Consider the following 22,526-nt stretch of genomic DNA (forward strand, 5'->3'; position numbering starts at 1 on the left):
AAGCCATGAAACGTGACACAATCATCATCGAGGACAAGGCAGTCAGCGTAACCGGTAACGACGTGTGGATGACCGCCACCGAAATAGCCGGATTGTTCCATACGACCGTCCCGGCAGTGAACGCCGCCATCAGAGCCGTCCGCAAGTCGGACGTGCTGAACGACTACGAGGTGTGCCGCTACATGCAGCTTGAAAACGGGCTGCACGCGGACGTGTACGCCCTTGAAATCATCATCCCGGTCGCTTTCAGGGTGAATACCTACAACACCCACCTGTTCCGCACATGGCTGGTGGGAAAGGCACTCTCACAAGAGAAACGGCAGACATACGTGATGTTCATACAGAACGGAAAAGCCGGGTATTGCTGATTGCACATACCCCATAAGACAAGTAAACGGGTAGCACCACAAAAGGTGTCACCCGTTTACTTTTTCATGAAACCGCCTCACTCCAGCGGCTTGCGGTAGTTCGCTTCCAGTACCCCGCGCAGCCCCGTTTCCGGGTAAAGCACCTTCCCTCCCAAAAGTATGAAGGGCAACACGCGGTTGTTGCGGTATTCCTGCAAGGTGCGCCGGCTCACACGGAGCAGTTCCGACACCTCGCCGTCCGTCAGGTAACGTTCCCCGTCCAGCGGAGGACGGTAGCTTTCCAGAAATGCGGACAGCCATTTCGAGCCTTTGCGCATATCCTGCACCACAGAGGCTATCGGCTCGTCTTCCATCGTAAAAACATCGTTGTTCTCGTTCATCATAACTTCGGATTCAGTGGGTGAATAAATCAAATCATCTGCCGTGCGGATAGAGCGTGCCGACAAGCGGTATCAGCCGCTTCACCTCCTCTGGCTTGTAATAGAACCTGCGGTTTATCTGCGAGTAGCCGATAAGCCGCCTGTCACGCAGCGTCTGCAACGTGCGCGGGCTTATTCTCAACTGCCCGCAGACCTCCTCGCCCGTGAGCCATCTTTCCATGCGCCCCGTGTCGCTTTTGCGCCTCAGGGCGGCGACCTTCTCCGAGAGTGCGCCGAATGCCGCCACCATCATCTCGAAAGTCTTTTTCTCGATAGATACTATTTCCATATTCATGTCATTTAGAGTTTGCCGCAAAGGTAACGAAACGGCATACAAGACGTATCGTTTTCCGCTGAAAGGCTGCCTGTTGCGCCGTTTGACCGGGTTACGGAGCCATCTTCCGCAAAAATCTTACGTGAGTCACGTAGTGAGTTGTTAAAGCCCCTTTTGTTTATTGCCGAATTTTGTCGCAGAAACAAAAAGAAAGGACTGAACATGAAAGTGATAACAATGGAAAGTTCCGCCTACAAGGAGATGATGGCGCAGATTGCGAACATCGCAGGGTACATCCGCGAGGCAAGGGACGAGAAGAAACGGAAGCGGGAAACCGAAGACAAGCTGCTTGACACGGCACAGGCGGCGAAGATGCTCAACGTGAGCAAGCGCACCATGCAGCGTATGCGCACCGACCACCGTATCGAGTATGTGGTGGTACGCGGAAGCTGCCGCTACCGCCTTTCCGAGATACTGCGGCTATTGGAGGACAACACAGTAAGGAACGAGGAAGGGACAATAGACACCCTGTTCCACAACCACACGCTGCGCACGGGCGGCAAACCAAAAGGAAGGAGGACATAGGTCATGGAACTGCTCACACGAAACAACTTCGAGGGCTGGATGCAGAAGCTGATGGAACGGCTCGACCGTCAGGACGAACTGCTGCTGGCGATGAAGGCTGAGGGGAAACAGCCCACTATCACGGAAAGCATCCGCCTTTTCGACAATCAGGATTTGTGCATGTTGCTCCAGATAAGCAAACGCACCCTCCAACGCTACCGCAGCGTAGGCGCATTGCCCTACAAGACGCTGGGCAAGAAGACCTATTACAGCGAGGAGGACGTGCTGACATTCCTTTCCAACCATATCAAGGACTTCAAAAAGGAAGATATAGCCTTCTACAAGGCTCGTATCCATAATTTCTTTCATAAATAACCCATTAAAACATTTTTCAGATGGCAAAGAAAAAAGACGAAAAGGACGTGCTGGTAGTCCGTGACGAGAAGACAGGCGAGATCAGCGTGGTAGCCGGGCTGAACGCGGACGGCACACCCAAGCGCACCCCCGCAAAAGCGGAGAACGCGCAGAGTTTCCTGCAATTCGACCGACATGGCGACGTGCTGGACAACTTCTTCAAGAACTTCTTCCGGCAGTGCAAGGAACCCAGCCGCTTCGGTTTCTACCGCATTGCGGCAGACCAAGCTGAAAATCTCTTAGAGGTGATGAAGCAACTGCTGAAAGACCCCGAAGCGAACAAGGAGCTGCTCGCCCCTCACAAGGTGGACACCTCCGACTATGAGAAGAAGGTGCAGGAAGAGATGGCAGCACAACAGACAGAGAAACAAGAACCTCAAAAACAGGAGAACATGGAACAACGGAAAGAACAGCAACAGGACAAATCCGAACAGATGCAGGGCAAACGTGGCTACCAGCCCATCGACGAGAGTAAAATCAACTGGCAGGAGCTGGAGGACAGATGGGGCGTAAAGCGGGACAACCTTGAAAAGTCCGGCGACCTTACGAAGATGCTCAACTATGGCAAGTCCGACTTGGTAAAGGTCAAACCGACCTTCGGCGGCGAATCATTCGAGCTGGACGCCCGCCTCTCCTTCAAGAAGGACGGTGAGGGAAACATCAGCCTCGTGCCGCACTTCATCCGCAAGGAGCAGAAGCTGGATGAGTACAAGGAACACAAATTCTCCGACAATGACCGGAAGAACCTCCGCGAAACGGGCAATCTCGGTAGGGTCGTGGACATTGTGGACAGGGAAACGGGCGAGATCATCCCCTCCTACATCAGCATCGACCGCAAGACGAATGAAATCACGGACATTCCGGCAAGCAGGGTGCGCATCCCGGAGCGCATCGGCAAGACGGAAATCACCACGCAGGAGCGGGACATGCTCCGCGCCGGACTGCCCGTACGCGACAAGCTCATCGAGCGCAACGACGGCAGAAAGTTCGTCACCACCCTGCAAGTGAACGTGGAGCAGCGCGGCGTGGAGTTCGTGCCGGGAACCGGCAAGTCGCCCCGTACCGCACAGACACAGGAAACCAAAGGCGACACATCGAAAAGTCAGGCGCAGGGCGGGGAAAATGCCGCACAGACCAAGAAGGAGCAACGCCGCAACACGTGGACGAACGAGGACGGCAGCATCCGCCCCATCAGCAAATGGAGCGGCGTGAGCTTCACCGACCAGCAGAAAGCCGACTATGTGGCGGGTAAAGCCGTGAAGCTGGAGAACGTGACCGACAAGCAGGGCTTCCATGCCACGATGTATATCAAGTTCAACCCGGAGAAGGGACGCCCGTACCGCTACGACACGAACCCTGACAATGCACAGCAGGTTGCTCCGTCCAACGAGAGCCGCACGCAGGTGGCGGTGAACAACGATGGCAAGACCAACGAGGCTACAAAGAATCTGAGAGAGCCGTTGCAGAAAGGTCAGACCAACCCGAAGGACGCCCGCCAGCAACAGCAGCAGGAGAAGCCGCAGAAGAAAACGGGCAAGGGCATGAAAATGTAATCCCGTGTCCGCCACTGAATCCAAAATAAAATCCAAAGTATCAACAAAAAAGAAGAAGACATGAAGACAATCATTGCAGAAAAGCCCTCCGTGGCACGTGAAATCGCCCGCATCGTGGGCGCGACAAAGAGAGAGGAAGGATATTTCGAGGGAGGCGGTTATGCCGTGACATGGGCATTCGGACACCTCGTTCAGCTTGCCATGCCCGACGGCTACGGCGTGCGCGGATTTGTCCGTGACAACCTCCCGATTATTCCCGACACATTCACGCTCGTCCCCCGTCAGGTCAGGACGGAGAAAGGTTACAAGCCCGACAGCGGCGTGGTGTCGCAGATAAAAGTCATCAAAAGACTGTTCGACACAAGCGAACATATCATCGTGGCGACCGATGCCGGACGCGAGGGAGAGCTTATCTTCCGCTACCTCTACCACTATACGGGTTGCACCACTCCTTTCGTGCGCCTGTGGATCAGCTCTCTCACCGACAAAGCTATCCGCGAGGGACTGCGGAAACTCGAAGACGGCAGCAAATACGACAACCTCTACCTCGCCGCCAAAGCGCGGAGCGAATCCGACTGGCTCGTGGGCATCAACGGCACACAGGCGTTATCCATCGCCGCCGGACACGGCACGTATTCCGTGGGGCGGGTGCAGACACCAACGTTGGCTATGGTATGTGAACGCTACTGGGAGAACCGCCGCTTTACGTCCGAAGCATTCTGGCAGCTCCATATCGCAACGGACGGTTGCGACGGCGAAGTCGTGAAATTCTCATCCTCCGAGAAATGGAAAGAGAAAGAACCGGCGATGGAACTATATAATAAGGTAAAGGCGGCAGGTTGCGCCACTGTCACGAAAGCCGAGCGCAAGGAGAAGACGGAGGAAACTCCCTTGCTCTACGACCTGACCACGCTCCAGAAAGAAGCCAACGCCAAGCACGGCTTCACGGCGGAACAGACGCTTGAAATCGCGCAGAAACTCTACGAAAAGAAGTTGATAACCTATCCGAGAACGGGAAGCCGCTACATCCCCGAAGACGTGTTTGCCGAAATTCCCAAACTGCTCGCTTTCATCGGCACACAGCCCGAATGGAAAGACAAGGTGCGGGCAAAAGCCGCCCCGACACGCCGCAGCGTGGACGACGGCAAGGTGACAGACCACCATGCCCTGCTCGTCACGGGTGAGAAACCGCTCTTCCTCTCCAAAGAGGACAATACCATCTATCAGATGATTGCCGGGCGCATGGTCGAGGCATTCTCTGAGAAATGCGTCAAGGATGTGACCACTGTCACGGCGGAATGTGCCGGAGTGGAGTTTACCGTAAAAGGCAGCGTCGTGAAGCAAACCGGATGGCGTGCCGTCTATGGCGAGGAAAAAGAGGAAATTACCATCCCCGGCTGGCAGGAAGGCGACACGCTGACACCGAAAGGCTCGTCCATTACCGAAGGAAAGACCAAACCCAAGCCGCTGCATACCGAAGCCACCCTGCTCTCGGCAATGGAAACGGCGGGCAAGGAAATTGAGGACGACGCACTGCGGCAGGCGATGAAGGACTGTGGCATCGGTACTCCCGCCACACGCGCCTCCATCATCGAAACGCTTTTCAAGCGCGGTTACATGGAACGCTGCAAGAAGTCGCTTGTTCCCACCGAAAAAGGACTTGCCCTCAATTCCGTCGTCAAGACGATGCGCATCGCCGATGTTGCCATGACGGGCGAATGGGAAAAGGAGCTGGCGCGTATCGAGCGCGGGGAACTGTCCGACGACACCTTCCGCAAGGAGATAGAGGCGTACACACGTGAGATAACCTCCGAACTGATCTCGTGCGACAAGCTCTTCGGCAGCCGTGACTCCGGCTGCGCGTGTCCCAAGTGTGGCACGGGCAGGATGCGGTTCTACGGCAAGGTGGTACGCTGCGACAACACGGAGTGCGGACTGCCCGTGTTCCGGCTGAAAGCGGGACGCACCCTGTCCGACGATGAAATCAAAGACCTGCTCACCGAAGGGCATACCAAGCTGCTCAAAGGGTTCAAGAGCAAACAGGGCAAGAGTTTCGATGCTGTTGTCGCCTTTGACGGGGAATATAACACGACTTTTGTGTTCCCGGAGGCTAAAAAGGACAAGAAATTTTCAGGACGGAAGAAATAGTATTAACTTTGCCACTTGTTCAGAGTAATGAATTGTTCTTCGATACCGGATTACACTCATACTTTGGATTTAGTGGTGGCACTCGGAGGGATACCGAGTGCCTTTTTCTTCCTTTTTCCAACCGATTATCCCGTTAATTATCAATCCGCTAAATCCAAAGTAATGAACAACAAGAAGAAAAACGAGGGTCAGACCGACTTTTCCTATTACGGTCTGTACCTGCTGGACTATCTCCGCACGAACAAGTTTGAACAGGCTGACGACACCGCTTTCATACGGGAACGGGCCGACCGTGCCGCCGAAACGTATGAGAGGGCACGGCTTGAAGGCTATCCCGCCGATGGTGCGCAGGAACTGGCGATGGACACGCTGCTGCGCGGGCTGCATTATTCCCGTTACGCCATCCTCCGCGAAGTCGTGGAAAACGAGTTTGCCGATGAAGTGCCGGAAGAGAAGCGTGAAGCCTTTGTCCTGAAACTGCTGCCGCTTGTCGGCAACGTGTTCTCCGTCTATGACCTCTCGGATGACAATTTCGCCCTGTCTTCCGATTACGACCTGCTCTACACGGAGCTGACGGGAGCAACCGTCCTTTACTTAGACGAATATGGCGTTTAACCGCAAACAGAAACTGCGGGACAACATCGAGGCGATACGGACGGCATTCATCCTTGACAGGGAAAATAGGACAGCGACAACCGAAGAGCGTGCCATACTTCAAAGGTACTGCGGTTTCGGCGGTCTGAAATGTATCCTCAACCCTGCAAAGGAACTGACGGATGCCGTCCGGTGGGCGAAATCCGACCTCGAACTGTTCGCCCCGACGGTGGAGCTGCACAGGCTTATCCGTGAGAACAGCAAGGACGAAACAGAGTACAAGCGGTTTGTGGATTCGCTGAAAGCGTCCGTGCTGACCGCTTTCTACACCCCCAAAGAGATAACCGACACCATCGCGGACGTGCTGGCAGATTACAGCGTCCGCCCCGCCCGTATGCTCGAACCGTCGGCAGGTGTCGGCGTGTTCGTGGATTCCATGCTGCGGCACAGCCCCAATGCGGATGTGATGGCTTTCGAGAAGGATCTGCTCACGGGTACAATCTTGAGGCATCTCTATCCCGACCAGAAAATGCGCACCTGCGGTTTTGAGAAAATCGAAAGACCGTTCAACAATTATTTCGACTTGGCGGTGTCCAACATTCCGTTCGGTGACATTGCCGTGTTCGACGCGGAGTTTCAGCGGAGCGACTCTTTCGGCAGACGCTCCGCCCAGAAAACCATCCACAACTATTTCTTTCTCAAAGGACTGGATGCCGTGCGTGACGGCGGTATCGTGGCGTTCATCACCTCGCAAGGGGTATTGAATAGCACCAAGACCTCCGTGCGTAACGAGCTGTTCAGTCAGGCCAATCTGGTATCCGCGATACGCCTGCCCAACAACCTGTTCACGGACAACGCGGGCACGGAGGTGGGCAGTGACCTGATTGTCCTGCAAAAGAACCTCAGCAAGAAGGAAATGTCGCAGGACGAGCGGCTGATGACCGTGATACAGACGGACACGAAAACCGCCCTGACCGACAACGCCTATTTCATCCACCACCCGGAACGCATCGTGCATACGATGGCGAAACTTGACACAGACCCCTACGGGAAGCCCGCTATGGTTTATCTGCACGAGGGCAAGGCAGCAGGCATCGCCGGGGATTTGCGCCGTATGCTCGACGAGGATTTCCATTACAGGCTTGCCATGCGCTTGTATTCGGGTTCAATCCGGCAGGCAGGAACGGAAGAAAAAGTTGCCGTTCAAAATAAAGTAGAGCGTCCTGCCATAAAATTGGAAACAGTATCCTCGGCGCAGACGGTGGAAACTCCGACAGAAAAGCCGCAACCCGCAGATGAAAAGCCGGAGATAGAACCGCGCCCGCAATATTCCGCAGGCGTGCAGCTCACCCTGCTTGACCTCTGGGGGATGACGGAAGAGGTCAGCCAACCGAAAACCTCCAAAAAGAAAAAGACGGTGAAAAAGGCAGTTACGGCAAAGTCCACTCCGCCCAAACCGAAAGTCACGGTTACACCGACAGCTCCAACTGCAAAACCCGCAATGGAGAATAAGGAGGTGAAAGCGGAGAACACCGCCAAGCCTGCCGACCCGGACGACATCTATGCCACACTGGACTGGGATACCAATCCTCCCATCAACGGTTTCTATGAAATGATGATGGGTTTGACGCCGGAGCGTAGGAAAGAACTTCGGGAACTGGCAAGGCAGCATAACGAGAAACAAGTGGCGGAAAAGACGGAAGTGAAAGCCGTGCCGGAAACTTCCCGTGAGCAGCCACGACAGGAGGAAACACAGCCGGAGGCAGTCGCCGCACCTGCCGTTACAGATACCCCATCGGAAGCGGTGGGGACTTTCCTTTTCCCCGACATCGAAGCGGAAAAGCCGAAGGAGGAAGTCGTGGACCTTTCTCCGCGTGCCTACCACCGCACGCCGGAGATGCACCTGCGCGAAGGGTCGCTGGTGGCTGACCGGGGGCGTCATAACATCGGCTACCTGAAAGACATCACGCCATACGGGGCGACATTCCAGCCGCTCGACCTGAAAGGATACCAGAAGGAAAAGGCGTTGTTGTATGTGTCGCTGCGTGACGCCTACGAGCGTCTGTACCGTTATGAATCGCTCCGGCGCGAGGCAAATGTTCCGTGGCGAGAGCATCTGAATACCTGTTACGATGAGTTTGTCATGCGCTACGGCAACCTCAACGCCAAGCAGAACGTGAAGTTAGTGATGATGGATGCGGGCGGGCGCGACATCCTTTCGCTGGAACGGATGGAAAACGGAAAGTTCGTCAAGGCGGACATCTTCGAGCATCCTGTTTCCTTCGCGGTGGAGAGCCATGCCAACGTAGGCTCTCCCGAAGAAGCCCTGTCTGCGTCGCTCAACAAATATGGTACGGTCAATCTCGACTATATGCGGGAGATAACCGACAGCACGGCGGAGGATTTGCTCACTGCCCTGCAAGGGCGCATCTACTACAATCCGCTCGTGACCGGTTACGAAATCAAAGACCGTTTCATCGCCGGAAATGTCATAGAGAAAGCGGAACGCATAGAGGCATGGATGGGTGACAATCCCGAAAATGAGCGTATGCCGGAGGTGAAGCAGGCGTTGGAGGCTCTGAAAGATGCCGAGCCGCAGCGCATCGCCTTCGAGGATCTGGACTTCAATTTCGGGGAACGCTGGATTCCGACGGGTGTCTATGCCGCCTACATGAGCCGGCTGTTCGACACGGAGGTGAAAATCGCCTATTCCGCAAGCATGGACGAGTTTTCGGTGGTGTGCGGCTACCGCACCATGAAAATCACGGACGAGTTTCTGGTGAAGGGGTATTACCGGAACTATGACGGTATGCACCTCCTAAAACACGCCCTGCACAACACCTGCCCTGACATGATGAAGTCCATCGGCAAGGACGAGCATGGCAACGACATCAAGATGCGCGACAGCGAGGGAATACAACTCGCCAACGCCAAGATTGACGAGATACGAAACGGCTTCTCCGAATGGCTCGAAGAGCAGTCGCCGCAGTTCAAGGAGCGGCTTGTGACGATGTATAACCGCAAGTTCAACTGTTTCGTGCGCCCGCGCTACGACGGCTCCCATCAGACCTTTCCCGACCTCAACCTGAAAGGGCTGGCAAGCCGGGGTATCAAGAGCGTCTATCCCTCACAGATGGATTGCGTCTGGATGTTGAAACAGAACGGCGGCGGAATTTGCGACCACGAGGTGGGAACCGGTAAGACGCTGATAATGTGCATCGCCGCGCATGAGATGAAGCGTCTGAATTTGGCACACAAGCCGATGATTATCGGGCTGAAAGCCAACGTTGCGGAGATTGCAGCCACCTATCAGGCGGCATATCCCAACGCACGTATTCTGTACGCTTCGGAGAAGGACTTTTCGACCGCCAACCGTGTGCGCTTCTTCAATAATATAAAGAACAACGACTACGATTGCGTCATCATGTCGCACGACCAGTTCGGCAAGATACCGCAGTCGCCGGAATTGCAGCAGCGCATCCTGCAAGCAGAGCTTGACACGGTGGAGGAAAACCTCGAAGTGCTACGGCAGCAGGGAAAGAACGTGTCGCGGGCGATGCTGAAAGGATTGGAGAAGCGCAAGCACAACCTTGAAGCGAAGCTGGAGAAGGTGGAACACGCCATAAAGTCACGCACGGACGACGTGGTGGATTTCAAGCAGATGGGCATCGACCACATCTTCATAGATGAGAGCCACCAGTTCAAGAATCTGACTTTCAACACGCGCCACGACCGTGTGGCGGGATTGGGAAACAGCGAGGGAAGCCAGAAGGCACTTAACATGCTCTTTGCCATACGCACCATACAGGAGCGCACAGGAAAAGACTTGGGTGCGACCTTCCTCTCCGGCACGACTATCAGCAACTCACTGACTGAATTGTACCTGCTGTTCAAGTACCTGCGCCCGAAGGAGCTGGAACGGCAGGACATAAGGTGTTTCGACGCTTGGGCGGCGATATTTGCCAAGAAGACGACGGATTTTGAATTTAACGTGACGAACAATGTGGTCCAGAAGGAGCGTTTCCGCTACTTCATCAAAGTGCCGGAGCTTGCCGCCTTCTATAATGAAATCACGGACTACCGCACGGCGGAGGATGTGGGCGTTGACCGTCCTGCCAAGAACGAGATACTGCACCATATACCGCCCACGCCGGAACAGGAGGACTTCATACAGAAACTGATGCAGTTCGCCAAGACGGGCGATGCCACCTTGTTGGGCAGGCTGCCGCTTTCGGAAACGGAAGAAAAGGCGAAGATGCTCATCGCCACGGACTATGCCCGGAAAATGGCACTCGACATGCGCATGATAGACCCGAATTACGAAGATCATCCCGACAACAAAGCGAGTCACTGTGCCAAGATGATCGCGGAGTATTATCAAAAATACGACGCCCAGAAAGGCACGCAGTTCGTTTTCTCTGATTTGGGGACATACCAGCCGGGCGACGGGTGGAACGTCTATTCGGAAATCAAGCGCAAACTGACGGAGGACTACGGTATACCGCCAAGCGAGGTGCGCTTCATTCAGGAGTGCAAGACCGACAAGGCGCGGAAGGCGGTGATAGACGCCATGAACGCCGGGACGGTGCGTGTGCTGTTCGGCTCTACCTCTATGCTCGGAACGGGTGTGAACGCCCAGAAACGGTGTGTGGCTATCCATCATCTCGATACGCCGTGGCGACCGTCCGACTTGCAACAGCGTGACGGACGCGGAGTTAGGGCAGGTAATGAGATTGCCAAACATTTCGCCGGGAACAACGTGGATGTAATCATCTACGCGGTGGAGAAGTCACTGGACAGCTACAAGTTCAACCTCCTGCACTGCAAGCAGACTTTCATAAGCCAGCTCAAAAGCGGTGCGATGGGTGCGCGTACCATCGACGAGGGGGCAATGGACGAAAAATCGGGCATGAATTTCTCGGAATACATGGCGTTGCTCTCCGGCAATACCGACCTGTTGGACAAGGCGAAACTGGAAAAGCGGATCGCATCGCTCGAAGGGGAACGCAAGTCGTTCAACAAGGGCAAGCGTGATTCGGAGTTCAAGCTGGAGTCAAAGACCGGCGAGTTGCGCAACAACACGGCTTTCATAGATGCCATGACGGAGGACTGGAACCGCTTCCTGTCGGTGGTGCAGACCGACAAGGAGGGCAACCGCCTTAATATAATAAAGGTGGACGGAGTGGATTCCGCCGATGAGAAGGTCATCGGAAAGCGTTTGCAGGAGATAGCCAAGAATGCCACGACCGGAGGGTTGTACACGCAGGTCGGTGAACTTTACGGTTTTCCGATAAAGGTGGTGAGCGAAAGGATACTCAAAGAGGGATTGGAGTTCACCGACAACCGCTTCGTGGTCGAGGGGAACTACAAGTACACCTACAACAACGGGCATCTGGCGATGGCTGACCCGTTGGCCGCCGCCCGCAACTTCCTCAACGCGATGGAGAGGATACCCTCCATCATCGACCAGTACAAGGCGAAGAACGAGGTGCTGGAGATGGAGATACCGCAGTTACAGGAGATAGCGGGTAAGGTGTGGAAGAAGGAGGACGAGCTGAAGCAGTTGAAGTCCGAACTTGCCGCCCTTGACCGAAAAATTCAGCTGGAGCTTGCGCCACCCACGCCCGAAGTCGCAGAAAAGGAGAATGAAGGGCAACAGCTCAAGCCGGAAGCGGAAGATGTGAGGAACAGGCAGGCGCAATATCCCGAAAATGCACCGCCGCAGATACGCAGTCCGGCGGATAGTATCGTTGCCAACCATGTCATAATCGGGCGTCCGGGACTGTATGCCAAGGAGGAAACCCGGTCCAAAGGATTGAAAATATAACCTAAGGAATTTTATCTGAAGTATTAATAAGGGCTATCCCAAAAGGTCTAAAAGTAAATTTTATCCTTTCTGCAAGTATCTATAGGATGGCAACTGCATTTTTTTCTTTTTGGGCAGCCCTTATTAAAATTTATTCTTATTTTAGGTTATATACATTCATGTCCATTTATGTAAAAAATTCCTGCTGACCTTGTTTATGTCTTGTCAGTCACCATTTGCAAAACCATATTTGACCCTCAAAGAGGCTGAATTTGATAAGTAACTTGCTACATACTCATAATAAGGAGCTAAATAGAACACGAATGGGAAATACACAAATGCTAAACTAAAGAAGATATTGGCCAAAATAAACGCTATACCGAGAGAGAAACTTGATTTTTCAACTTCCTAAAACGGTGTTGTTCAAACATTTCTACTTATTTGTACTTGCCAGTTGAACCTACGCTTCCCTAATAAAATGTCTATGGTAAAAAGTTAAAAAATCCTCCCACTTTTGTTAGATATATTTTTTTGTGTAATTTTGTAATCGTTATGCGGCAGTAATAATATACATATTAATACGAGTTAGTAATCCTGTAGTTCTCATATGCTACGAGGAGGTATTAAAAGGTGCGTTTCGACAATGCATCTACTGTAGTATATTATTGCTTAATCCAAATGAATATTATAAATTTAGGAATTCTTGCTCACATTGATGCAGGAAAAACTTCCGTAACCGAGAATCTGCTGTTTGCCAGTGGAGCAACGGAAAAGTGCGGCCGTGTGGATAATGGTGACACCATAACGGACTCTATGGATATAGAGAAACGTAGAGGAATTACTGTCCGGGCTTCTACGACATCTATTATCTGGAATGGAGTGAAATGCAATATCATTGACACTCCGGGACACATGGATTTTATTGCGGAAGTGGAGCGGACATTCAAAATGCTTGATGGAGCAGTCCTCATCTTATCCGCAAAGGAAGGCATACAAGCGCAGACAAAGTTGCTGTTCAGTACTTTACAAAAGCTGCAAATCCCGACAATTATATTTATCAATAAGATTGACCGTGCCGGTGTGAATTTGGAGCGTTTGTATATGGATATAAAAACAAATCTGTCGCAAGATGTCCTGTTTATGCAAACTGTTGTCGATGGATCGGTTTATCCGGTTTGCTCCCAAACATATATAAAGGAAGAATACAAAGAATTTGTATGCAACCATGACGACGATATATTAGAACGATATTTGGCGGATAGCGAAATTTCACCGGCTGATTATTGGAATACGATAATCGCTCTTGTGGCAAAAGCCAAAGTCTATCCGGTGCTACATGGATCAGCAATGTTCAATATCGGTATCAATGAGTTGTTGGACGCCATTTCTTCTTTTATACTTCCTCCGGCATCAGTCTCAAACAGACTTTCAGCTTATCTCTATAAGATAGAGCATGACCCCAAAGGGCATAAAAGAAGTTTTCTTAAAATAATTGACGGAAGTCTGAGACTTCGAGACGTTGTAAGAATCAACGATTCGGAAAAATTCATCAAGATTAAAAATCTAAAGACTATTTATCAGGGCAGAGAGATAAATGTTGATGAAGTGGGTGCCAATGATATCGCGATTGTAGAAGATATAGAAGATTTTCGAATCGGAGATTATTTAGGTGCTAAACCTTGTTTGATTCAAGGATTATCTCATCAGCATCCCGCTCTCAAATCCTCCGTCCGGCCAAATAAGCCCGAAGAGAGAAGCAAGGTGATATCCGCTCTGAATACATTGTGGATTGAAGACCCGTCTTTGTCCTTTTCCATAAACTCATATAGTGATGAATTGGAAATCTCGTTATATGGTTTGACCCAAAAGGAAATCATACAGACATTGCTGGAAGAACGATTTTCCGTAAAGGTCCATTTTGATGAGATCAAGACTATCTACAAAGAACGACCTATAAAAAAGGTCAATAAGATTATTCAGATCGAAGTACCACCCAACCCTTACTGGGCCACAATAGGGCTGACTCTTGAACCCTTACCGTTAGGGGCAGGGTTGCAAATCGAAAGTGACATCTCCTATGGTTATCTGAACCATTCTTTTCAAAATGCCGTTTTTGAAGGGATTCGTATGTCTTGCCAATCTGGTTTACATGGATGGGAAGTGACAGATCTGAAAGTAACTTTTACTCAAGCCGAGTATTATAGCCCGGTAAGTACACCTGCTGATTTCAGACAGCTGACCCCTTATGTCTTCAGGCTGGCTTTGCAACAGTCAGGTGTGGACATTCTCGAACCGATGCTCTGTTTTGAGTTGCAGATACCCCAAGTAGCGAGTTCCAAAGCTATTACAGATTTGCAAAAACTGATGTCTGAGATTGAAGACATCAGTTGTAATAATGAGTGGTGTCATATTAAAGGGAAAGTTCCATTAAATACAAGTAAAGACTATGCCTCAGAAGTAAGTTCGTACACTAAGGGCTTAGGCATTTTTATGGTTAAGCCATGTGGGTATCAAATAACAAAAGACGGTTATTCTGATAATATCCGCATGAACGAAAAAGATAAACTTTTATTCATGTTCCAAAAATCAATGTCATTAAAATAATGGAGCGGTCAGGAAATTTCTATAAGGCAATACGGTTGGGATATATACTTATCTCCATTCTTATCGGATGTATGGCATATAATAGCCTCTATGAATGGCAGGAGATAGAAGCATTAGAACTTGGCAATAAAAAAATAGACGAGCTCCGAAAAGAAATAAACAATATCAATATTCAAATGATAAAATTTTCTCTATTGGGTGAAACAATACTGGAATGGAACGATAAAGATATCGAGCATTACCATGCACGGCGTATGGCAATGGACAGTATGCTCTGCCGTTTCAAGGCCACCTATCCAGCAGAGCGCATCGATAGTGTGCGCAGTCTTTTAGAGGATAAGGAACGACAGATGTTCCAGATAGTCCGGTTAATGGATGAACAACAATCTATTAACAAGAAGATAGCCAATCAAATTCCGGTTATTGTACAGAAAAGTGTGCAGGAACAGTCCAAAAAGCCAAAACGAAAAGGTTTCTTAGGCATATTCGGCAAAAAAAAGGAAGTAACTCCAGCAGTATCAACCACTATCCTTCATTCGGTCAATAGAAACGTAATCAGCGAACAGAAAGTGCAGGATCGCCAATTGTCGGAACAAGCCGACAGCCTTGCAGCTCGTAATGCAGAACTTAACAGACAACTGCAAGAATTGATTTGCCAAATAGAAGAAAAGGTACAAACCGAACTGCAAAGCCGGGAAAACGAAATAGTTGCCATGCGTGAAAAGTCATTTATGCAAGTAGGCGGTTTAATGGGATTCGTTCTTCTATTGTTGTTAATTTCCTACATCATCATACATCGTGATGCAAAAAGCATTAAACAATACAAGCACAAGACAACTGATTTGATAAGGCAACTGGAACAATCCGTACAACGGAACGAGGCACTGATAACGTCAAGGAAGAAGGCGGTACATACTATCACCCATGAACTGCGCACACCGCTGACAGCAATAACAGGCTATGCCGGACTGATACGGAAAGAACAGTGTGAGGATAAGTCCGGGCAGTATATCCAAAACATACTGCAATCCTCCGACCGTATGCGGGATATGCTTAACACTTTGCTTGACTTCTTCCGCCTGGACAACGGCAAGGAACAGCCCCGTCTGTCACCCTGCCGGATTTCAGCAATCACGCACACACTTGAAACGGAGTTCATGCCTGTTGCCGTGAACAAAGGGCTGTCCTTGTCCGTGAAGACTGGACACGATGCCATTGTATTGACCGACAAAGAGCGAATAATACAAATCGGGAATAACCTGCTGTCAAACGCTGTCAAGTTCACAGAAGAAGGCGGTGTTTCTTTGATTACTGAATATGATAATGGAGTTCTGACACTGGTCGTTGAAGATACAGGTACAGGCATGACAGAAGAGGAACAGAAACAAGCGTTCGGTGCGTTTGAACGTCTATCAAATGCCGCCGCAAAGGAGGGTTTCGGGCTTGGGCTTGCCATAATGCGTAATATTGTGTCGATGCTTGGCGGAACAATCCGTTTAGACAGCAAGAAAGGGAAAGGCAGTCGTTTCACAGTTGAAATTTCTATGCAGGAAGCTGAAGAACAGCTTGGATATACAAGCAATACACCTGTTTATCATAACAATAAATTCCATGATGTTGTCGCCATTGACAATGATGAGGTATTACTTCTGATGCTGAAAGAGATGTATTCCCAAGAAGGAATACACTGCGACACTTGCACCGATGCTGCGGCACTGATGGAAATGATACGCCAGAAAGAATACAGCCTGTTGCTGACAGACTTGAATATGCCCGATATAAACGGTTTCGAATTGCTGGAACTGTTGCGTTCGTCCAACGTGGGCAATTCACCAACAATCCCGGTGGTTGTGGCAACCGCTTCGGGCAGTTGTAACAAAGGGGAACTATTGGCAAAAGGCTTTGCCGGATGCCTGTTCAAACCGTTCTCCATATCGGAACTGATGGAGGTTTCCGACAGGTGTGCCATAAAAGCGACACCGGACGGGAAACCGGACTTTTCCGCCTTATTGTCCTATGGCAATGAAGCCGTCATGCTGGAAAAGTTGATAACTGAAACAGAAAAGGAAATGCAGGCGGTACGGGATGCAGCAAAAGAAAAAGACCTGCAAAAGCTGGATTCCCTGATCCACCACCTGCGCAGTTCGTGGGAGGTGCTCCGTGCCGACCAACCGCTGAATGTACTTTACGGATTGCTTCGTGGCGATGCTCTCCCGGATGGTGAAGCGTTAAGCCATGCCGTGACTGCCGTGCTGGATAAGGGAGTGGAAATAATACGGTTGGCAGAAGAGGAAAGGAGAAAATACGAAGATGAATAAGACAAAAATAATTGTGGTGGAAGACAACATCGTGTATTGCGAATATGTCTGCAATATGCTGTCACGGGAGGGCTACCGCAATATGAAGGCTTACCACCTCTCAACCGCGAAGAAACATCTGCAACAGGCAACAGATAATGATATCGTGGTTGCCGACCTGCGTCTGCCTGACGGCAGTGGCATAGACCTTTTGTGCTGGATGCGAAAGGAGGGAAAGATGCAGCCCTTCATCATTATGACCGACTACGCCGAAGTTAATACCGCCGTGGAAAGCATGAAACTCGGCTCGATAGACTATATTCCCAAACAGCTTGTGGAGGATAAACTTGTCCCCCTGATCCGTTCCATACTGAAAGAACGTCAGGCAGGACAACGCCGTATGCCTATATTCGCCCGTGAAGGTTCCGCCTTTCAGAAAATCATGCACCGCATAAGGCTGGTAGCCGCCACCGATATGAGCGTGATGATATTTGGTGAGAACGGCACGGGCAAGGAGCATATTGCCCACCTGTTGCATGACAAGAGCAAACGTGCAGGCAAGCCATTTGTGGCGGTGGACTGCGGTTCACTCTCCAAAGAGCTTGCACCGTCGGCTTTCTTCGGACACGTCAAAGGTGCATTTACAGGTGCGGACAATGCCAAGAAAGGATATTTCCATGAGGCGGAAGGCGGCACGTTGTTTCTGGACGAGGTAGGAAACCTCGCGTTGGAAACCCAACAGATGTTGCTCCGTGCCATACAGGAGAGGCGGTATCGCCCGGTCGGAGACAAGGCAGACCGGAATTTCAATGTCCGCATCATCGCTGCTACCAATGAAGATTTGGAGGTATCGGTGAATGAAAAGCGTTTTCGGCAGGATCTTCTGTACCGCCTGCACGACTTCGGGATAACCGTTCCTCCGTTGCGTGACTGTCAAGAAGACATTATGCCGCTGGCAGAGTTCTTCCGTGATATGGCAAACAGAGAGCTGGAGTGTAGCGTGAGCGGGTTCAGTTCCGAAGCACGTAAAGCGTTGCTGACACACGCATGGCCGGGCAACGTGCGGGAACTTCGGCAGAAAGTTATGGGTGCTGTATTGCAGGCGCAGGAAGGTGTTGTCATGAAAGAGCATCTGGAACTTGCCGTGACGAAACCGACCTCTACTGTCAGCTTCGCCTTGCGCAATGACGCGGAGGATAAGGAGCGGATATTGCGTGCGTTGAAACAGGCAAACGGCAACCGGAGTGTCGCCGCAGAACTGCTCGGCATAGGCAGGACAACACTATACAGCAAACTTGAAGAGTATGGACTTAAATATAAATTCAAGCAATCATAGCCCGTAATTCACTGAATTTGGCTATCTTTGCATAACATTTGAGAAAAACGGCGATTGGCAGGAGCTTTTCGCCGCCAACATATAGGATAAGACCGCAAGGCGTTTCAAGCGAAAATCTGGTAAATTGGAACTACGGAGACGATTGCGTGATGCTTATGCTATGCTTACGCATAGCGTGCATTCACGTACTCTCCGTAAAGGCTTTACCAGAGCCATCGCTTGAAGGTAGTGTGAATTGCACGCTACTTTTTTACCCTTGCCTAACGAAAGGAAACGATTATGGGTAAAGTTCAGATTCTCGCCGTACTGACGATGGACGGATGTCTTTCTTCAGAGTTATATGATAAAGCACATCAGGATTTGTGCCTTGACCGTTGCGGTCTTGATGAAATCAGGAAGAAAGCCTTTTACCGTGTGACACCGGACTATTCCATTTCAATGCTGCACGAATGGAGAAAAGACTGCACAAACATCCGTTACCTCGCGGAAGCCACACCGGACACGGCAGACTATATAAACGGACTGCTGCGGATGCACGCTGTGGATGAAATCATACTATACACCGTTCCTTTCATATCCGGAAGCGGACGACATTTTTTTAAGTCGGCTCTGCCAGAGCAACACTGGACGCTTTCCTCTTTGAAAAGCTATCCCAACGGTGTATGTCGCATTATCTATATCCTTGATAAAAAAGCAAGATAGCCAAAATGTGCGGCAAGCATACATTTCTATTTTCAGGAATAGAATAAATGTTCCGATTACAAACAATTTAAGTCGGAGATAATTTGTCCTTGTGAAAAAATACTGAATTTTATACCTCTGAAATCCAGCACTTTGTAAAATTGAGTGTTGGATTTTTTATTTTCTGCCGCGTTTTTTGCCAATTATATTCATGTGCGCACGCAGAAAACAAAGTGTAATTTTCAAAATTGACAGAACCATGAATTATTTCTTGCTGGCGGAAACCGACTTTTTCCGCCTGATAAACGAAGCCGGCGACTGCAATATGGAAACGGCATACACGGCTTTCGCCACCCAAGTGATCGAACTGTGCAACGGCGGCATGGACATGAACCTTACCGTCATCGCGCTTGCCTACATCGAAATCGAGTTGCAGCACCATCCCGTACGTAATCTGTCAGAAGAAAAAAGAGAGATTGCCGCCTACGTCAGCAAGGCTCTGTCTTTCGTAAGAAAGATGCAGAAATTCCTTGCCACGCCCCAAGTGCCACCACTAATATCCGCCAACAACGCAACAGAAACCACCGCCAGCCTTCTTCAATGGACGGGCAATGCCATCGACCTCGTGGAACTTATCTACGGCATAGACGTGATGGGCTGCATCAACAACGGCAATATGCCGCTCAAACAGCTCGCCCCACTTCTCTATAAGATATTCGGGGTTGATTCTAAAGACTGCTACCGCTTCTACACTGATATCAAACGCCGGAAGAACGAAAGCCGCACCTATTTCATTGACAGGATGCAGGAAAAACTGAACGAGAGAATGTTGCGTGATGAGGAGTTGGAGCGGATGAGAAAATAAAAAAATATCCATTACATATGAGAAGACAGGAATACTCGTATCCTGTCTTTTTATTTTCATTTAATTATATATTAATTAGCACAATATATGTGAGTTTTTCATTCCTATAAGGACAAATTTCAGAAACGTATGTCTGGTAAATTATTGAGTCATCATAGTATGAACATATATCATTACTAAAAACAATGAAACAACTTCCATAAGATTGTGGTTGTAAAAATCGCCATTTAATAGCCCGTTTTTTTTGTAAAATTCGCCAATTAAAAAAATATGATTATCTTTGCATTATATTTTATAAGGTATGGAAACAGTAAATAGAATACTTCAAGAGAAGATTACAGCACGAATCGCGCCCAATAAAGCAGTACTGATTTTTGGTGCTCGCCGTGTTGGTAAAACGGTAATGATGCGTAAAATTGTGGACAACTATTCAGGTAGGACGATGATGCTCAACGGCGAAGACTACGACACATTAGCACTATTGGAGAATCGCTCAATAGCCAATTATCGGCATTTATTGGATGGTATTGATTTGCTGGCTATTGATGAGGCACAGAACATACCACAAATCGGTAGTATTCTGAAGTTGATAGTTGATGAAATACCGGGAATAAGTGTCTTGGCAAGTGGTTCTTCGTCATTCGATTTGCTGAATAAGACTGGTGAACCGTTGGTCGGCCGCAGTACGCAATTTCTCCTTACACCATTCTCGCAACGGGAAATCGCACAGACGGAAACGGCACTTGAAACCCGCCAGAACCTCGAAGCGCGCTTGATTTACGGTTCCTATCCCGAAGTAGTAATGATGGAGAACTATGAACGTAAAACAGACTACCTACGTGATATTGTCGGTGCATACCTGCTTAAAGATATCTTAGCAATTGACGGCTTAAAAAATTCGAGCAAGATGCGCGATCTACTGCGATTGATAGCTTTTCAGTTGGGCAGCGAAGTTTCTTACGAAGAGTTAGGTAAACAACTCGGCATGAGCAAGACGACCGTTGAAAAATACCTCGACCTATTGGAAAAGGTCTTCGTTATCTATCGTCTGGGGGCTTATTCGCGTAACCTACGCAAGGAGGTTACAAAAGCTGGCAAGTGGTACTTCTACGACAACGGCATTCGCAATGCCATTATCGGGGCTTTCTCACCGCTGGCCATTCGGCAGGATGTCGGTGCGCTGTGGGAGAACTACATCATCGGAGAGCGGCGCAAAGCGAACTTCAATGAGGGACTGCACAGGGAGTTCTATTTCTGGCGCACCTACGACAAACAGGAAATCGACCTGATTGAGGAGAGTGCCGACAGTCTTACCGCCTTGGAGTTCAAGTGGGGAAATAAAATGCCGGCCGCACCGAAAGCCTTCCAAGAAGCCTATCCCTATGCCGAGTTTCATGTGGTAAATCGGGAGAATTATTTGGAGTTCGTATAATCAATAAATTACGTATATGGAAACAAAACTACAATCCAAACAGCAATATCCGCGGTTTATCCAAAATAAACCGTGTGGTATTGACAAATTCGATGGAGGTTCGCAAGAAAGGTTGGCAAAAACTATTGCTCGCCATTTTTGTCAGAATGATTCATTGGATGAGGAATGTACTTTACCTCGAATTATCGGCATCGAAGGTATTTGGGGATCTGGAAAATCCAACGTGGTTAAAATGTTGGAACGTGAATTATCAGACGACTATTACTTTTTTGAGTATGACGCATGGGGACATCAAGAGGACTTGCAACGCCGCTCTATATTGGAATTGCTTACAAGCAAACTTATTGATGATGGTATCCTATCTGGAAATGCAACAATAAAAGTCAAAGGTGGAGGTACGAAAACCGTATCATGGTCTGAAAAGCTGAAATATTTATTAGCCCGTAAAACGGAGACCGTAACCGAAAAATATCCCCTTATCAGTAATGGTATGGTTGCGGCATTTTTGGTTGCAGTTTTAACTCCGATATTTACATTTATTGCGTATGCAGTAAAACCTACACCCACAACATGGTGGTTTTCTTTATTGTCTATTATCATAGCTGCACTGCCAGTTCTTATTGCATTGTGCGTTTGGAAATGGGCATATAGCAAAGATCATAAATATGGATGGAGTTATATGTTAGCTATTTATCAAGATAAAGTCGAAAAGGACGTTTGCTATGAGACTTTGAGCGAAGACGAACCAACGGTTTACGAGTTCAAAACATGGATGCAAGACATTTCTGATTTTATCAAGGAAAAAGGACAACGTAAATTAGTCCTTGTTTTTGACAACATGGATCGTCTCCCCGCTGAAAAAGTAAAAGAATTATGGTCTTCTATCCATACGTTCTTCGCCGATAGCGGTTTTGAAAATGTTTGGGCTGTTATTCCTTTCGATGAAACACATTTAGCTTGTGCATTCGGAGATGAGACCGACGAACAAACGAAACAACTGACCAAGTATTTTATCAATAAAACTTTCCCTATTGTTTATCGTGTTGCTCCTCCTGTTATTACCGACTATCGAAGTATATTCAACAAACTGTTTGTTGAAGCATTTGGAGAAACAGAAAATGAAGCGAAAGAAACTATATCTGATTATCCGTTTATGCACCTGTTATATTCG

The 22,526-nt window shown here is 49.4% G+C and carries 16 protein-coding genes; 14 read left to right on the forward strand and 2 right to left on the reverse strand.

The window, feature by feature from the left end; all coding sequences use genetic code 11:
* The first annotated feature begins 5 nt into the window (after positions 1-5).
* Entirely contained in the window at positions 6-368 is a 363-nt protein-coding gene (locus HMPREF9446_RS00340) for a hypothetical protein (RefSeq protein ID WP_004291423.1), read from the forward strand.
* A gap of 77 nt (positions 369-445) precedes the next feature.
* On the opposite strand, the gene HMPREF9446_RS00345 is transcribed toward HMPREF9446_RS00340, so the two are convergent.
* Positions 446-751, reverse strand: a complete 306-nt coding sequence (locus HMPREF9446_RS00345; protein ID WP_004291424.1) for a helix-turn-helix domain-containing protein — start codon at positions 749-751, stop codon at positions 446-448.
* 31 nt (positions 752-782) lie between these two features.
* On the reverse strand, positions 783-1,082 hold the full coding sequence (locus HMPREF9446_RS00350; RefSeq protein WP_004291426.1) for a helix-turn-helix domain-containing protein: 300 nt from the start codon (positions 1,080-1,082) through the stop codon (positions 783-785).
* A gap of 138 nt (positions 1,083-1,220) precedes the next feature.
* Between HMPREF9446_RS00350 and HMPREF9446_RS00355 the strand changes: the two genes are divergently transcribed.
* The 13 genes from HMPREF9446_RS00355 to HMPREF9446_RS00415 all read left to right on the forward strand — a co-directional run.
* The gene (locus HMPREF9446_RS00355) at positions 1,221-1,646 is read left to right on the forward strand and encodes a helix-turn-helix domain-containing protein (RefSeq protein WP_004291432.1); all 426 of its coding nucleotides are present in this window, start codon (positions 1,221-1,223) and stop codon (positions 1,644-1,646) included.
* Positions 1,647-1,649: 3 nt separating this feature from the next.
* Entirely contained in the window at positions 1,650-2,000 is a 351-nt protein-coding gene (locus tag HMPREF9446_RS00360; RefSeq protein WP_004291454.1) for a helix-turn-helix domain-containing protein, read from the forward strand.
* Positions 2,001-2,020: 20 nt separating this feature from the next.
* Positions 2,021-3,592, forward strand: coding sequence for a DUF3945 domain-containing protein (locus HMPREF9446_RS00365; protein ID WP_004291455.1), 1,572 nt, complete (start codon positions 2,021-2,023; stop codon positions 3,590-3,592).
* Between the two features lie 60 nt (positions 3,593-3,652).
* Positions 3,653-5,740, forward strand: coding sequence for a type IA DNA topoisomerase (locus HMPREF9446_RS00370; protein ID WP_004291456.1), 2,088 nt, complete (start codon positions 3,653-3,655; stop codon positions 5,738-5,740).
* Positions 5,741-5,767: 27 nt separating this feature from the next.
* Positions 5,768-6,355, forward strand: coding sequence for a DUF1896 domain-containing protein (locus HMPREF9446_RS00375; protein WP_004291461.1), 588 nt, complete (start codon positions 5,768-5,770; stop codon positions 6,353-6,355).
* Positions 6,345-12,161 carry an N-6 DNA methylase gene (locus tag HMPREF9446_RS00380; RefSeq protein ID WP_004291462.1) on the forward strand — a complete coding sequence of 1,939 codons (5,817 nt, stop codon included), beginning with the start codon at positions 6,345-6,347 and terminating at the stop codon, positions 12,159-12,161. The genes HMPREF9446_RS00375 and HMPREF9446_RS00380 overlap by 11 nt, the downstream gene beginning before the upstream one ends.
* Positions 12,162-12,818: 657 nt before the next feature.
* Positions 12,819-14,744: a tetracycline resistance ribosomal protection protein Tet(Q) gene (tet(Q), locus tag HMPREF9446_RS00385; RefSeq protein WP_004291466.1), complete on the forward strand. Its 1,926-nt coding sequence runs from the start codon at positions 12,819-12,821 to the stop codon at positions 14,742-14,744.
* Positions 14,744-17,062, forward strand: coding sequence for a hybrid sensor histidine kinase/response regulator (locus tag HMPREF9446_RS00390; protein ID WP_004291467.1), 2,319 nt, complete (start codon positions 14,744-14,746; stop codon positions 17,060-17,062). Before tet(Q) ends, HMPREF9446_RS00390 begins: the two co-directional genes overlap by 1 nt.
* Positions 17,055-18,377: a sigma-54-dependent transcriptional regulator gene (locus HMPREF9446_RS00395; RefSeq protein WP_004291471.1), complete on the forward strand. Its 1,323-nt coding sequence runs from the start codon at positions 17,055-17,057 to the stop codon at positions 18,375-18,377. Before HMPREF9446_RS00390 ends, HMPREF9446_RS00395 begins: the two co-directional genes overlap by 8 nt.
* 279 nt (positions 18,378-18,656) lie before the next feature.
* Positions 18,657-19,079 carry a dihydrofolate reductase family protein gene (locus HMPREF9446_RS00400; RefSeq protein ID WP_004291474.1) on the forward strand — a complete coding sequence of 141 codons (423 nt, stop codon included), beginning with the start codon at positions 18,657-18,659 and terminating at the stop codon, positions 19,077-19,079.
* A 238-nt stretch (positions 19,080-19,317) separates the two neighbouring features.
* Positions 19,318-19,923 carry an RteC domain-containing protein gene (locus HMPREF9446_RS00405; protein WP_004304269.1) on the forward strand — a complete coding sequence of 202 codons (606 nt, stop codon included), beginning with the start codon at positions 19,318-19,320 and terminating at the stop codon, positions 19,921-19,923.
* A 301-nt stretch (positions 19,924-20,224) separates the two neighbouring features.
* Positions 20,225-21,355 carry an ATP-binding protein gene (locus HMPREF9446_RS00410; RefSeq protein ID WP_004291480.1) on the forward strand — a complete coding sequence of 377 codons (1,131 nt, stop codon included), beginning with the start codon at positions 20,225-20,227 and terminating at the stop codon, positions 21,353-21,355.
* A 16-nt stretch (positions 21,356-21,371) separates the two neighbouring features.
* A partial coding sequence (locus HMPREF9446_RS00415) for a P-loop NTPase fold protein (protein ID WP_009123455.1) occupies positions 21,372-22,526 on the forward strand: 1,155 nt, incomplete at its 3' end.

The organism is Bacteroides fluxus YIT 12057 (assembly GCF_000195635.1).
Lineage (GTDB): Bacteria > Bacteroidota > Bacteroidia > Bacteroidales > Bacteroidaceae > Bacteroides > Bacteroides fluxus.